The 12747-nt window shown below is 74.5% G+C and carries 10 protein-coding genes; 3 read left to right on the top strand and 7 right to left on the bottom strand.

The window, feature by feature from the left end:
- Positions 1–42: 42 nt before the first annotated feature.
- Positions 43–507: a winged helix-turn-helix transcriptional regulator gene (locus ACIG47_RS05830; protein ID WP_397430016.1), complete on the bottom strand. Its 465-nt coding sequence runs from the start codon at positions 505–507 to the stop codon at positions 43–45.
- Between the two features lie 77 nt (positions 508–584).
- Between ACIG47_RS05830 and ACIG47_RS05825 the strand changes: the two genes are divergently transcribed.
- Positions 585–1847 carry an MFS transporter gene (locus ACIG47_RS05825; RefSeq protein ID WP_397430015.1) on the top strand — a complete coding sequence of 421 codons (1263 nt, stop codon included), beginning with the start codon at positions 585–587 and terminating at the stop codon, positions 1845–1847.
- The gene (locus ACIG47_RS05820) at positions 1847–2557 is read left to right on the top strand and encodes an SDR family oxidoreductase (RefSeq protein ID WP_397430014.1); all 711 of its coding nucleotides are present in this window, start codon (positions 1847–1849) and stop codon (positions 2555–2557) included. Before ACIG47_RS05825 ends, ACIG47_RS05820 begins: the two co-directional genes overlap by 1 nt.
- A 115-nt stretch (positions 2558–2672) precedes the next feature.
- On the opposite strand, the gene ACIG47_RS05815 is transcribed toward ACIG47_RS05820, so the two are convergent.
- From ACIG47_RS05815 to ACIG47_RS05800, 4 genes are all read right to left on the bottom strand, one after another.
- Positions 2673–6026, bottom strand: a complete 3354-nt coding sequence (locus ACIG47_RS05815) for an ATP-binding protein (protein WP_397430013.1) — start codon at positions 6024–6026, stop codon at positions 2673–2675.
- Complete coding sequence (locus tag ACIG47_RS05810) at positions 6023–6751, bottom strand: DUF4194 domain-containing protein (protein WP_397430012.1); 729 nt, start codon at positions 6749–6751, stop codon at positions 6023–6025. Before ACIG47_RS05810 ends, ACIG47_RS05815 begins: the two co-directional genes overlap by 4 nt.
- On the bottom strand, positions 6744–8267 hold the full coding sequence (locus ACIG47_RS05805) for a DUF3375 domain-containing protein (protein ID WP_397430011.1): 1524 nt from the start codon (positions 8265–8267) through the stop codon (positions 6744–6746). The genes ACIG47_RS05810 and ACIG47_RS05805 overlap by 8 nt, the downstream gene beginning before the upstream one ends.
- 71 nt (positions 8268–8338) lie before the next feature.
- Positions 8339–8959 carry a TetR/AcrR family transcriptional regulator gene (locus tag ACIG47_RS05800; protein WP_397430010.1) on the bottom strand — a complete coding sequence of 207 codons (621 nt, stop codon included), beginning with the start codon at positions 8957–8959 and terminating at the stop codon, positions 8339–8341.
- Positions 8960–9098: 139 nt separating this feature from the next.
- On the opposite strand from ACIG47_RS05800, the gene ACIG47_RS05795 reads away from it, so the two are divergent.
- Positions 9099–9857, top strand: coding sequence for an SDR family NAD(P)-dependent oxidoreductase (locus tag ACIG47_RS05795; protein WP_397430009.1), 759 nt, complete (start codon positions 9099–9101; stop codon positions 9855–9857).
- On the opposite strand, the gene ACIG47_RS05790 is transcribed toward ACIG47_RS05795, so the two are convergent.
- The gene (locus ACIG47_RS05790; RefSeq protein WP_397430008.1) at positions 9848–10903 is read right to left on the bottom strand and encodes a DUF4037 domain-containing protein; all 1056 of its coding nucleotides are present in this window, start codon (positions 10901–10903) and stop codon (positions 9848–9850) included. The genes ACIG47_RS05795 and ACIG47_RS05790 overlap by 10 nt on opposite strands.
- Positions 10904–11275: 372 nt before the next feature.
- Positions 11276–12697, bottom strand: a complete 1422-nt coding sequence (locus ACIG47_RS05785; RefSeq protein ID WP_397414440.1) for an FHA domain-containing protein — start codon at positions 12695–12697, stop codon at positions 11276–11278.
- Between the last annotated feature and the right edge of the window lie 50 nt (positions 12698–12747).

The following is a 12747-nucleotide window of genomic DNA, read 5'->3' as shown; positions in this document are numbered from 1 at the left end:
TCGGCCGGCCGGGTCAGGGCGCCGGCCCTGACCCGGACCGGGTCAGGATTCCAGCGCGCCCGGCCCGGGGACGAGGGCGACCTCCTCCGGCGCGAGCTCCCGGCCGTCCTCGGCTATGAAGGAGAGGCGCACGGGCGCCTCCGTGTCCCGGTCGACGTAGGCGACCGAGGGCCCGAAGCCGGAGGGCCGGTGCACATCACCCCACGCGACGAAGGCCGCCATGACGGTCTTGAGCTCGGCTCCCGCCGGGGTGAGCACGTACTCGTCACGCTGCCGCTGACCCGCGTCGCGGTACGGCTGACGTTCCAGCACGCCGCCCTCGACGAGGGTCTCCAGGCGTGCGGTGAGCACGTCCGGGGCGATGCCCAGCCGCGCCCGGAAGTCGGCGAACCGGGTGACGCCGAAGAAGGCCTCGCGGACCACGAGCAACGTCCACTTCTCCCCCAGGATCTCCAGGCTGCGGGCCACGGAGCAGCGGGCGTTGCGTTCACGGGGCGTTGTGCTCATGACCACATCCTATCTGAGTTGTGGATTCCAACCTAGATGCTAAGTTGTGAATCCCAACTCAGACAGGAGTCCTCCCGATGGCTTTCACCTGGGCAGCACGCGGCAGCCGCTGGGCGGCGGCGTCCGCCGTGGCCCTCGCGCTCTGGGCGTCTGCGGCGCCGACGCTGGTGTACCCCGTGTACGCCGCGCAGTGGCACCTGACGACGGCGGTCACCACCACGGTGTTCGCCGCCTACCCCGTCGCCCTGATCGCGACGCTCCTGCTGCTCGGCGGGCTCGCGGAGAGCGTGGGCAACCGTGGCGCGATCCTCGCCGGTCTCGGCGTCCTGGGCCTCGGCGCCCTCACCTTCCTGCTGGCACCGAACCTCGCGCTGCTGCTCGTGGGGCGCGCGCTCATGGGCGTCGGCGTGGGGCTCGGCCTCGGCCCGGCCACCAGCGTGATCGCCGCCTCCGGGCCGGACGAGGGCCGGGACCGCACCGGCGCCGTCACCGCGGGGGCGTCGGCGGTGGGCCTGATCACCGCGCTGCTCGTCGGCGGCGCCACCGTGCAGTTCACCGCCAACCCGCTGCACGCGGGCTACGGGGTGCTGCTCGCCGGCGTGGTCGTCGCCGTGGTGGCGGCTTGGTACCTGCCGCGCCCCGCCCGGAGAGCTCCGGCACGCTGGCGCCCCCGTCCGCTCGCGGCGCCGCGGCACCGCCTGCCGTTCGTCGCGGGCGCGCTCGGCGTCTCGGCCGCCTACGCGCTCGGCGCGATCTTCCTCGGCATCGGCGCCCAGTTCGCCCGTGACACCGTGCGGTCCGACGACGCCTTCGTCAACGGCGTGGTGCTGGCCCTGTCCGCGGCCGCCATCGGGGTGACCGCCCTGCTGGCCGGCCGGCTGCGGGCGTCCACCGCGGTGCGCCTCGGCGCCGGAGCCGCGCTCGCCGCCCAGGGGCTGATGCTCGTCGCGGGCACCACCCACTCGATGCCGCTGCTGATCGCCTACTCCCTCGTGGGCGGCGCCGGCTACAGCCTCCTGTTCTCCGGCGGCGTCACCCTGGTCACCCGCAGCGCGAGCCCCGCGCACCGGGCCGCGACCACGTCGTCGGCCTATCTGGTCGCCTACCTCGTCCAGGCCGTCGTGGCCGTGAGCGTCGGCCGCCTGGCCACCGGGCTCGGCCTGCAGGTCGCACTCGCCGCAGGCAGCGCGACCGTCGCCGCGCTCGCCCTGGCTGCCGTCCTCACCGCCCGTGGCCGGACAGTCGTGCCCGACGCGGTCAGACCCGCGGCGGTCACCCCCGCCGCGCCGTCCACCCCCACCGATTCCCCGTCCTACCACCTGATGAGAGCGAGCTCGTGATGACTGCCCTGAAGAATGCCGTGGTCCTGGTCACCGGCGCGAACGGCGGCCTCGGCCGCGCGTTCGTCGCCGAGGCCCTCCAGCGGGGCGCCGCCAAGGTCTACGCCAGCGCCCGGACCCCACGGGAATGGACCGACCCCCGCGTGGTGCCGCTGCCGCTGGACATCAACTCCCCCGAGTCGGTCGCAGCGGCGGCCGAGCAGGCCGCCGACACGACGGTCCTGATCAACAACGCCGGGATCTCCGACGGCGGGCAGCCCGTGCTGACCACGCCGATCGACACCGTGCGCGCGGTGTTCGAGACCAACGTGTTCGCGCAGGTCGCCGTCACGCAGGCCTTCGCGCCCGTGCTGGCCGGGAACGGCGGCGGCGCCATCGTCAACCTGCACTCGGCGCTGAGCTGGCTCGCCCTGGGCACCTACTCGGCGACCAAGGCGGCCTTCTGGTCGTTCAGCAACGCGCTGCGCGTGGAGCTGCTGGGCCAGGGCACGCATGTGCTCGGGGCCCACCTGGGGTACACCGACACCCCGATGATCGCCCGCCTGGACGTGCCCAAGGAGGACCCGCGCGACATCGTGGCGGCCATCTTCGACGGTCTGGAGGCGGGCGAGCCGGAGGTGCTCGCCGACGACACCAGCCGCCGGGTCAAGCAGGCGCTGTCCGGCCCGCTGTCGGCGCTCTACCCGCAGCTCCAGGCAGCGGCTTCCTGAGGCCCGCCCGTCCTGGCGCTTGCGGCGGCGTTGCTGCCGCAGGCGTCAGGACGTCGCGCCTCCGGGCGCGCCCAGGACCCGCGGCACATCGCCCGCCGGGCCGGGGAGCGGGCAGTCAGGCCTCCGCCACCCCCGCCACCGCCTTGGTGCGCGAGCGCCCCGAACCGTCCTTGAGCACCACGTACTTGAGGTCCACGTGCGGTTCCAGGGCGCTGTACTTGTCGTTCGGCGCGCCGATCACGAGCTGGAAGCCCAGGCCGCGCCAGGCGCCCACGGCCCTGCCCGTGAACCGGGCGTCGGCCTTGATCAGGGCCTCGTCCAGGAACACCGGCGCGTAGCGCGGCCGTTCCGCCCCGGCGTCGCCGAGCTGGTAGCGCAGGGCCGCGCCGACGATGAACGCGACCAGCTCCTGCGACTCGCCACCGGACTTCTCGCCGATGCCGTCGTAGTGCGCCACGTGGTTGCCGTCCAGGTCCACCTTCTCGGCGCTGAGCCGCACGTGCCGCCGTACGTCCACCAGGTCCGCGAAGTCGGGCGAGCCGCGGCGGATGCGGTCCACCACCCGGGCCATCCGCAGGTAGCGCCGCTCGCGCTCGGCGTCGGTGGCCTCACGGGTCAGCGCCTCGCGCAGGGAGCGCAGCTCCTTGCGGAACGCGCCGACGACGGCGGACTGGTTGTCGCGCGCGTCGATCCGGAGCCGGTGGTCGTCGTCCGCGAACGGCAGGTTCGCCAGGATCTCGTTGACCGGCCCGATCCGTTCCTTGATCTCGCGCACCGCCCCGGCCAGCGCGCTGTGCAGGTCGGTGAGGTCGTTCCCCGACAGCCGCAGCAGGCTGTTGCGCCACTCGGCCTCCAGCTCGTGCAGGCCGTTGGTCTCCAGGTCGGTGAGGATCCGCTCGTAGTCGGCGAACGACTCGTCGGGGTCGGTGCCCAGGTTGGGGTCGTGCCAGCGTTCCTTGAACGTCTCGAACGTGCGCCGCAGCGCCTCGCGGGCCGTGCCGAGCGCGGTCTGCGCGGCCTCCCGGTCCGCCCGGAGCCGTTCGGTGGCCTGGCGCAGCGCACTGTCGAACGCCGCGAGCGCCTCCGCGGCGTCGCCGTGCCCGGTGTCGGGCCCGGCGGCGTCGAACAGCCCGTCGAGGTACTCACGCTGGTCGGGGGCGACGGTGGTGCCGGCGTCCTCGGCGGCGTCGAGCGCCTGCTGGGCCGCGTCGACCTCGTCGGTGACGGCGGTCCAGCGCTGTTCGAGGGCCTCGGCCGCGGCGCGCGTCTTGCCGAGGTTCTGGTTGAGCTCGTCGATCTGCCGCTCGAGCGTGCCGGCCTGCTCGCGCAGTCGGGTGATCTCGGGGTTGCCCGCGGTGACCTCGTCGATCACGGCGGCCCACCGGTCGCGCTCGGCCTCTACCGCGGCCACGTCGACCTGGTCCCAGACGAGCCCGCTGACGGTGCGGTACGCGTCGAGCTCGTCGTCGTGCCGGTTGAGCAGGTCCTCGGCGTCCTGGACGTGCTGCTCCACCTCGGCGAGCCGGCCTCGGGCCCGCGCGATCCGTTCGTCGAGCTCGGCCAGCGCGCGGCCGTTGGTGAAGCCCAGCACGTTGCCGCGCAGGTTGCCGCCGTGCGCGCCCCGGTGCCCCTCGGACTGCTGCCCCGACCGGGTCAGGGCCATCGTGTGCTGCCCGAGCTGCCCGGGCGTGTCCACGCAGACGTACGCGAAACGCTGCGCCAGCTCGTGCTTGAGCCAGCCCGCGAACGGCCCGCCGCGCACGTCCAGGCGGCCGGGCAGGGTGCGCGAGTCGAGCCGCACGTCGTCGCGCAGGCCGGTGGGGACGCCCTCGAAGCGGATGCGGGTGGTGGTGGGCACGCTGTCGATGGCCTTGCGGAAGGACTGGATGCGCGCGGTGTCGATGAGCATCTTGGTCGCGAAGCCGCCGAGCGCCAGGTTGAACGCGCCGCGCCAGGGCTCGAACTCGGTGCGCACCTCCAGCAGCTCGCCCACGAAGGGCAGGTCCTCGGGTGTCAGCCCCGCCGCCTCGGCCAGCACGGCGCGGGCCCGGTGCAGGTGGTCGGGGATGTTGCCGCGCCGGTCCGCGGCCGCCGCCCGTTCGGCCTCCAGGTCGGCCAGCTCGGCGCGCGCGGTGCTGCGCAGCGCCATCGCCTCGCCGAACCCGTCCCGGGCCGCCTTCCTCGCACCAGCGTCGTCCAGGGCTGCTCGCGCACGGGCAGCCACCGCCGAGAACTCCGCCTCGGTGGTGACCGTCGCGTCCAGCACGCCGAGGGCGTCGTCCAGGCGCCCGCGGGCGCGCGCGACATCGGCCAGCCGTGCGCGGACGCCCTTCAGCTCGCGCTGCGCCGTGGCCAGGCGGTCGCCGCCGGACGCACGCAGCGTCTCCTGCACGCCGTCCAGCTCCGCCTTGGCGGCGGCGATCCGGGACTCGGTCTCCGCGGCGAGCGCGTGCGCGTCGCGGTGGCCCGCCTGCAGCTCGTGCTCGACGGCGCGCAGCAGCCCGAGCCGCCGCTCGTTGCGCCACAGCGCGGCCGGCGCGGCGTCGTCGGTGAAGGAGCCGATCTGGTCGATGACGCGCAGGCGCTCGCCGGAACGGCCGACGGCGGCGTGGTGCTCCCGGATGGGCGACAGTGCGCCCACCTGCTGGCGGGCGGTGATCATCTGCTCGCGGGTGCCGGCGAGCTCGTCGAAGTGCTCCACGACCTCGTCGGCCTTCGCGAGCGTCTCGGGCTCCTCCAGGACCATCGCCTTGTACAGGGCGTCGACGGTGGTGATCTGCTGGCCGGCCTGGATGCGGCCGAGCAGGGCGACGGCCTTGTTGCCGTCGCCGGACGCGCCGATGCCGAGCGTCGAGTGCAGCCGGGCCGTGAGCTCCCGGTCGGTGTCGAAGGACACGAGCCCGGCGTCGGTCACGGCCGCGCGGGCGAACCGCTGGGCGGCGGCCCGCTCCAGGCCGCGCAGGTCGAACGGGCCGTCGCAGGTGGCGCGCAGCGCCACGACCTCCTCCAGCGTGCGCGCGGCGGCGGGCACGTACCAGGCGCGGACGGCGGTGAACTCGGTGCCGGACTGGTCGGCCCACGTCATGGCGATGGCCGACCAGGTGTCGCGCCCGTCGCCGCGCAGCACGCGCTGCCGGGTGCCGTCGTCGGTGCGCGACTCGTCGATCTTGCCGCGCGCGTAGGACAGGATGTTGCGCTGGTCCTTGCCGCGCGGCCGCCCCACGACGCTGCCGTTGGACGCCCCGTTGAACGGGGTGGTGTGCGGCATGAGCAGCGCGATGTAGGCGTCCATCAGGGTCGACTTGCCCGAGCCGGACCCGCCGGACAGCAGGGTCGCGGTGGGCGCCAGGCGCACGCGGTGGTGGCCGTCGTACCCGCCCCAGTTGACGAGCTGGAGGTCGCGCGCGACCCACTGCTGCCCCGTGGAGGCCGCCGGGATCATCCCGAACAGGGTGTCGATCATCGTCATCGTGCGTCCTCCTCGCCCGCCGCCGTGGCGGCGGTGTCCTCGTCGCGGACGCCGTTCTGCTCCCGCAGCCAGGCGCGCAGCTCCACGAGCCGCTCGTTGCTCAGCACGATCTCGACCAGCGGGGTGACGCGGTACCGGCCCTCGGACTCCTCCTCGACGAGCCCCTCCTTCTCCAGCCGTCGGACGGCGTTGCGGATCTCGGTCTGCCGGGTGGCCAGGTTCCTGTCGTCCGGGTCGAAGTAGGTCAGCACGGTCTGCTCGACCTCCTCGACGTCGACGCGGGCGGACGACTCGCCCGCACCGCGCTCGCGCTGGAACACGGTGCGCAGGTGCACCAGGACGAGGGTCTCGGCGCGCGTGTAGGGGTCGTCCTTGAGCAGGATCGGCACCTCGGTCTCGGCGGAGCGCACCTGCTGCTTGTACGCCACGCCGCGGTCGTGGTCCACGACGAGGTGCACGTACAGGTCGTGCAGCCGGGACTCGATCACCTGCTGGTTCTCCAGCAGGGTGCGCCACTGCGCCCGGTCGCGGTCGGCCACCAGGAACCTGCGCTGCAGCAGGCGCACCAGCACGCGGCGCACGGGGGCGTCCAGCGTGCCGGTGTCGCCGGCGAACTGGCCGGCGTCGTCCTCCTCCATCGGGACCGGGTCGACGAACGCCTCGGCGGGCGGCTGCTCGCCCGTGAGCTCCTCGGCGGGGGCGTCCTCGACGGCGGTGTCACTCATCGTTCGTGTCCTTGTCTTCCCTGGCGTCTTGCGTGGTCCGTACCGTCACGCCGCCGAACGCGAACCGCCGGCGGGAACCGTCGGGGCGCACGGCCTCGACGACGGCCACCTGGTCCGTCTCGGTCATGCCGTCCTGGTGGGCGATCTCCAGCAGCCCCAGCAGGTCGACCGGCCGTCTGATCCGTTCGGGTGCGGCGCCGAACGCCGCCGCGAGATCGGCCTCGCCGGACTGGCCCGCGAACCCGGCCGTGAAACCGGCGAGGTGCTCGCGCAGCTCGGCGTAGTGCGGGCCGCCCCACTCGCGGGCGCCGTCCTCCAGGTCGGCTTCCGCGTCGTCCCACGCCCGCAGCGGGGCGGGCGGCTGCGGCGGCCGCAGGTCGCTCGTCGACTGGCGCAGGTGCGCCACGCCGGCCACCGGCAGGCGGCGCAGCGGGGCCACCTCCTGGCTGCGCCTGGTGCCCGGGATCCAGCCCTGGAGGCCGATCATGACCTCGCGCAGCAGCTCGTCGACCTGCCGGTCGCGCAGCGGGTCGTGGTTGCGCACCTGCGTGGTGATGACGTGGGACGCCTGCCGCTGGGCCTTGATCACCTCCGCGACACCCTGCTCGATCCGCCGCCCGATGTCGCGCAGCTCGGCCCGCTGCTGCGCCGGCAGACGGCCCGTGAACCGGTGCCGCAGCACCGTGTCGAGCTGGACGGACAGCTCGTCGATCCGTTCCGGGTCACCGATCAGGCGCAGCGCGCCGGCGAAGGCGCGCCCCTCCGGCGTCGCGGTCATCACCTGCTCGCCGCGCTCCAGGTACTCGCGCAGCACGTCGCCCGACGGGCGCTCGTCCTGCCGCAGGGCCGCCACCACGTCACGCTGCATGGCCCGGAGCGACTCGGCGACGCGCGCGAAGTCGGCAGGCAGCTCGCGCACGAGGTGCAGCACGTTCTCCGCCTCCTCCAGCAGCTCGTCCTCACCCACCTCGTCGACCTCACCGGTCCGCTGGATCCGCGCCAGCTCGTCCTGGAGCCGCCTGATCTGCGCGTCCAGGCGCGACATCCGCACCAGCACGTCGGGGTCGGCGTCCTGCGCCAGCCGCTCGACGGCGTCCAGGAGCGTGCGAACGCGCGACTGCGAGACCCGCGCCCGCGCGCCCCCGGCCCGCCCTGCGACCTCCAGCGCGCCGACCGCGTGCGCCGACAGCTGGTACACCTCCACGTCTCCGTCGACGATCTGCCGTTTCAGCCAGCCGACGTCGGCCCACTGGCGGCACAGCTCACGCGCGCTGCCCAGCGGGATCGCCCGGGTGCCGTCGGCGTGCAGCTCGTAGCCCTGCGCCCGGAGCTGGTCGAGCGCGTCACCGATCTCGGTGTGCGCCTCCGCCACGGGCACGGTGGGCCGCTCGGGTGTGAACACGAGCGACAGCAGCGACACCACCAGCGGCGCGTACCTGCGGTGCAGCAGGTCGAGCATCGGCTCCTGGAAGGCGCGGAGCGCGCCGAGGTAAGCACCCTCTGCACGAGTAATCATCGCCGCTCAGAGTACGTGGGACCACGGACATCCACGCTCCCGTCGTCCACAGGCCCCGGCTCGCGGGCCGATCAGACCGCCGGGGGCGTGACGGGTTCCCCGGAAGCGGGCGGCAGGAGCTGCGCCGCGAGCGAGCGAGCCGTCTCCGCCAGCGTGCCGACGTCCATCCCGGTGCGCCCCATGAAGGTCAGGCCCTGCTGCGCGGCGAGCAGCGCCCGGGCGGTCCGGACGGGGTCGGAGGTGCCCGGCAGGTCGCCCTCGGCCTGCGCACGGCGCACGGCCTCGGCCAGGACCGCCGTCGTCGCCTCGTACGCCTGCCGGGCCTCGGTCGCGACCACGGGATCCGCGGCCGCGAGCTCCGTGGTGCTGTTCGCGAGCAGGCAGCCCCGGCGGGCGGACGCGCCGTCGGGGTCGCCTGCCGTCGCCACCAGGAAGTTGCGCAGGGCGTCGATCGCGCGCGGCGCGGCGTCGACCGACCGTCGCAGCCCCTGTTCGAGCGACTCCACGTAGCGGCGCAGCACCCGCAGGAAGAGCTCGTGCTTGTCCCCGAAGGCGGCGTAGAGGCTGCCCTTGCCCAGCCCGCTCACCCGCATGAGGTCCTGGAGCGACGTGGCGGCGTAGCCCGCGTCCCAGAACTGGTCGCAGACAGCATGCAGCACCGCGTCCTCGTCGAACTGTCTCGGCCTGGCCATGCGCCCAGGATAGAAGATTCTTGACCGATCGGTCCAACACTCCTAATCTGGACCGGCCGGTCAACAATCCAGCACGAGGCGTCCGCGGCCGGACGGACATCCACCTCGACGCAGCCACCACCACGAAGGACACATCGTCATGGGTCAGCTGACCAACAAGACCGCTCTGGTGACCGGCGGGAACTCGGGCATCGGCCTCGCGGCCGCACAGCGGTTCGTCGACGAGGGCGCCCGGGTCTACCTCACCGGCCGCCGCAAGCCGGAGCTCGACGCCGCGGCCGAACGGCTGGGCGACCGCGCCGTCGCCGTCCAGAGCGACGTCTCCGACCTGGGCGACCTCGACCGGCTGTTCCAGCGCATCGCCGACGACGGGAGCCGGCTCGACGTCCTCTTCGCGAACGCCGGCGGAGGCGAGGCGCTCCAGCCCCTGGACACCCTCACCCCGGAGAGCTTCGACCACACCTTTGGGATCAACGTGCGCGGCACCGTCTTCACGGTCCAGAAGGCGCTGCCGTTGCTCAACGACGGCGGCAGCATCGTGCTGACCGGTTCCAGCTCGGCGAGCCGCGGCGTGGCCGGGTTCGGCGTCTACTCCGCCACGAAGGCCGCCCTGAGCCAGTTCGCCCGCGTCTGGGCGGCCGAGCTCGCGCCCCGCGGCCTGCGGGTCAACACGGTGGTGCCCGGACCCACGGACACCCCCGGGCTGCGCGGCCTGGCCGCGGACCCGGCCGAGGTCTCCGCCATGCTCGACGGCATGGCCGCCAGCACGCCGCTGAACCGGCTCGCCGACCCCGCCGAGATCGCGAACGCCGTGCTCTTCCTGGCCTCCGACCAGTCGAGCTTCATGACGGGCAGCCAGCTCTTCGTGGACGGCGGCGAGGTGCAGGTCTACCCCTGATCCCCGGCCGCCACCGGGCCCGCGCGCCCGGCGCGGACCTGCGCCAGCCGGCGGCGCAGGTCCGCGTCGGTGAGCGTGCCCACGTCGTCCACCCACTGCTCGACGCCACCCCGATGGCCCAGCGCCCGCACCTCCGGGTCGGCGACGGCAGAGCGCAGCACGCCGGCCACGTCGCGCAGACCCGTGAACGGCCGGTCGAAGAACGGCTCGCACGAGGCGCCGTCGAGCACGGGCAGCCCGACGGCACGCTGCCGCTCGTGCAGCGCGTCGCACGCGCCGCGCAGCGCGGCGTCGCGCTCCTGCCAGGTCGCGGCGACGAGCGCGTCGTCCAGGTGCCCGGTGACCGACGGCGCCACCGGCAGCCGGGCGAACAACGTCCCGGCCCACTTGGGGTACGGCGGCCAGCGCCGCTCCAGCAGGAAGCCCAGCCGGACCATTCCCGTGGCGAGCCGCGCGGCGATCAGCCGGGACCCGAGCTCGTCGCCGAGCTGCCCGGTGCGGCCCACGAACGGCAGCTCCTGCCCGAGACGCGCCCACTCGGCGGCCAGCACGTGCAGCCACACGTCGTGCGGGTACCAGGCGAGGCGTTCCCGCAGCGCGGTGATCTCGCCGGAGGTGTCCTCGAACACCGGCCCGGCGGTGATCTCCAGGACGGACTGGCCGGTCAGGGCGAGCCAGCCGGCGGCCGAGAGACCGCCGATATCGACCCCGGTGCGCGACCGGACGAAGTCCGCCGCCGCCGACACCTCGACGCGGTGCCGGACCACGGGGTCCCAGGTGACGGCGAACGCCGTCGGCCACCCCTGGTACGACGGCGGGAGCGATGCCGCCAGGAGCGCGTCCACCTCGCCGACGCGCTCCGCCGGGACCAGCAGCGTCAGCCGCAGCCCCCAGTCGTGGTCACGGGACGTGTCGTCGTCGAGCCCGAGCACGTCCGACCCGGTACCGAGCCGCCCGGCCGCGCGGGGCATCCCGGGCAGCTCCCGGTCCAGCAGCGGACGGACGACGTCGGCCCAGTAGCCACGGGCGATCTCGATACCGGACATGACGCCAACCTAGGCCAAGGCGGTGCGCTGCCACGCCGGCGAGTTCGGCCCCTTGCCTCAGCGCGGCCGGCGAGTTCGGCCCCTCGCCCCAGCGCGGCCGGCGAGTTCGGCCCCTTGCCTCAACGCGACCGGCGAGTTCGGCCCCTCGCCCCAGCACAGCCGGCGAGTTCGGCCCCTCGCCCCAGCGCGACCGGCGAGTTCGGCCCCTCGCCCCAGCGCAGCCGCCATGTTCGGCCCCTCGCCTCGAGATCGGTCCATCGACAGACCGATCTCGAAGCAAGGGGCCGAACACGGAGCCCTGCGCGGGTCAACTGACCGAACAGACAGGGGCCACACGCCAGGCCCCGCCCCGGACAGCCCGCCCGAGCCGGCTCAGCGCACGCTCGCCGTGACCGCCCGCGCCGTCAGGCAGGTCCAGCCGCCCACGTAGACCCGGTCGCCGTCCGAGAGCCACCGGCGCTCGCCCGGCCGCAGCGGCGTCGTGGGCAGCTCGTCGCCGCGCGCGGCCACGTACGTGCCGTTGGCCGAGCCGAGGTCGATGACGCTCCAGCCGCCCTCCACCCAGGCGATCTCGCAGTGCCGCCGTGAGACGCCGGTGTCCTCGCAGACGATGTCCGGCACGACGCCGCGGCTGCGCGACGCACGGCCGACCACCAGTCGCTCACCGGTCAGGGGCACGACGGTGTCGGCCGTCGCCGGCGGCACCAGCCCGTCCTGCGGCACCTGGTCGGCCGACCACTCGAAGTCCGAGCGGACCTCCAGCGCCCAGGCCGTGGGGGCGGCGTCGCGCACGAGCGGCTTGACGGCGGGCAGCACCACCTTGGGCATGGTGATGGAGTCGTCGGGGCGGAGCGCCGCGCCGATGCGTACCGCGAGCAGCGGCACGTGCTCCTGGACCACCGCCGGGTGCGCGGCGAGCATCCGCGCCAGGTGCAGCGCTCCGTCGAGCGGCATGCCGGCGCTGGGCTGCACGCGGACGTCGTCGCGCTTCTCCAGGAGGTGCTGGAGCACCATGGAGCGGAACACCGGCGCGTGCGTCATCAGCTTGCCGGTGGTGACCGCCACCGGCTCGACGCCCGGGTGGCTCAGCACGGCGCACAGGCCGTCCGCCAGCGACCGGGCCGCCTCGTCCAGGATCTCGCGGCAGGCGAGGTCGCCGTTGCTCGCGGCCTGGATGACCCGCGGCGCGAACCCGGCGAACAGCGACACGTCCGTGACCGACGTCCAGCGCTCCCGCCGCCCGAAGTGCCGCTCGGCCGACTCGACCAGCCCGGGCGACGCCCCCACGCGGCGGCCGTCCATCGACCGTGCGGCGGCGTCCAGCCCGCGCCGTCCGATCCACGCGCCGCCGCCGTTGTCGCCCACGTGCGGGCCCATCCCGTCCGCGAGGTGCCACCGGCCCACGTCGTCGCAGGCCACCGCGACCGCACCCGTACCGACGGCGAGCGTCGCGCCCGGCCCCGAGCCCAGCGCGCCCAGGTGGGCGGTGACGGCGTCGCTAGCCACGGCGGTCGCGGTGGTGCGCAGCTCCTCCGCGAGGATGTCGTGCACGCGGTTCGGGTCGAGGCTGCCGGCCTGCGTCTGGGACCGGAACCCGCGCATCCCCACCGCGGCGGCGCTCACCCGCGGCCGCCCACCGAACTCCGCCGCGAAACCGCGGCACAGGTCGCGCACCACCTCGGGCACCGTCGAGCGTCCGTTCACGACCGTGGCCGGCGGCCCCGTGACCTCGTACGACCGGCCGCCCGGGGCGCCGCCGACCCGCAGGCGCGAGCCGGTGCCCCCGATGTCCACGCCGGCTACCCCGACACCCGCTCCGGGCGCCCCCGCCCCACCCTGCTGAC

It is taken from the genome of Promicromonospora sp. NPDC052451 (assembly GCF_044547525.1).
Lineage (GTDB): Bacteria > Actinomycetota > Actinomycetes > Actinomycetales > Cellulomonadaceae > Promicromonospora.
The sequence above is the reverse complement of the archived record's forward strand: the minus strand, read 5'-3'. Positions and strand labels throughout refer to the sequence as shown.

What these genes read in the sequence shown, in the direction of transcription:
- ACIG47_RS05830 (WP_397430016.1), bottom strand. Translation starts at nt 507, where the DNA reads ATGAGCACAACGCCCCGTGAACGCAACGCCCGCTGCTCCGTGGCCCGC.
- ACIG47_RS05825 (WP_397430015.1), top strand. Translation starts at nt 585, where the DNA reads ATGGCTTTCACCTGGGCAGCACGCGGCAGCCGCTGGGCGGCGGCGTCC.
- ACIG47_RS05820 (WP_397430014.1), top strand. Translation starts at nt 1,847, where the DNA reads ATGACTGCCCTGAAGAATGCCGTGGTCCTGGTCACCGGCGCGAACGGC.
- ACIG47_RS05815 (WP_397430013.1), bottom strand. Translation starts at nt 6,026, where the DNA reads ATGACGATGATCGACACCCTGTTCGGGATGATCCCGGCGGCCTCCACG.
- ACIG47_RS05810 (WP_397430012.1), bottom strand. Translation starts at nt 6,751, where the DNA reads ATGAGTGACACCGCCGTCGAGGACGCCCCCGCCGAGGAGCTCACGGGC.
- ACIG47_RS05805 (WP_397430011.1), bottom strand. Translation starts at nt 8,267, where the DNA reads ATGATTACTCGTGCAGAGGGTGCTTACCTCGGCGCGCTCCGCGCCTTC.
- ACIG47_RS05800 (WP_397430010.1), bottom strand. Translation starts at nt 8,959, where the DNA reads ATGGCCAGGCCGAGACAGTTCGACGAGGACGCGGTGCTGCATGCTGTC.
- ACIG47_RS05795 (WP_397430009.1), top strand. Translation starts at nt 9,099, where the DNA reads ATGGGTCAGCTGACCAACAAGACCGCTCTGGTGACCGGCGGGAACTCG.
- ACIG47_RS05790 (WP_397430008.1), bottom strand. Translation starts at nt 10,903, where the DNA reads ATGTCCGGTATCGAGATCGCCCGTGGCTACTGGGCCGACGTCGTCCGT.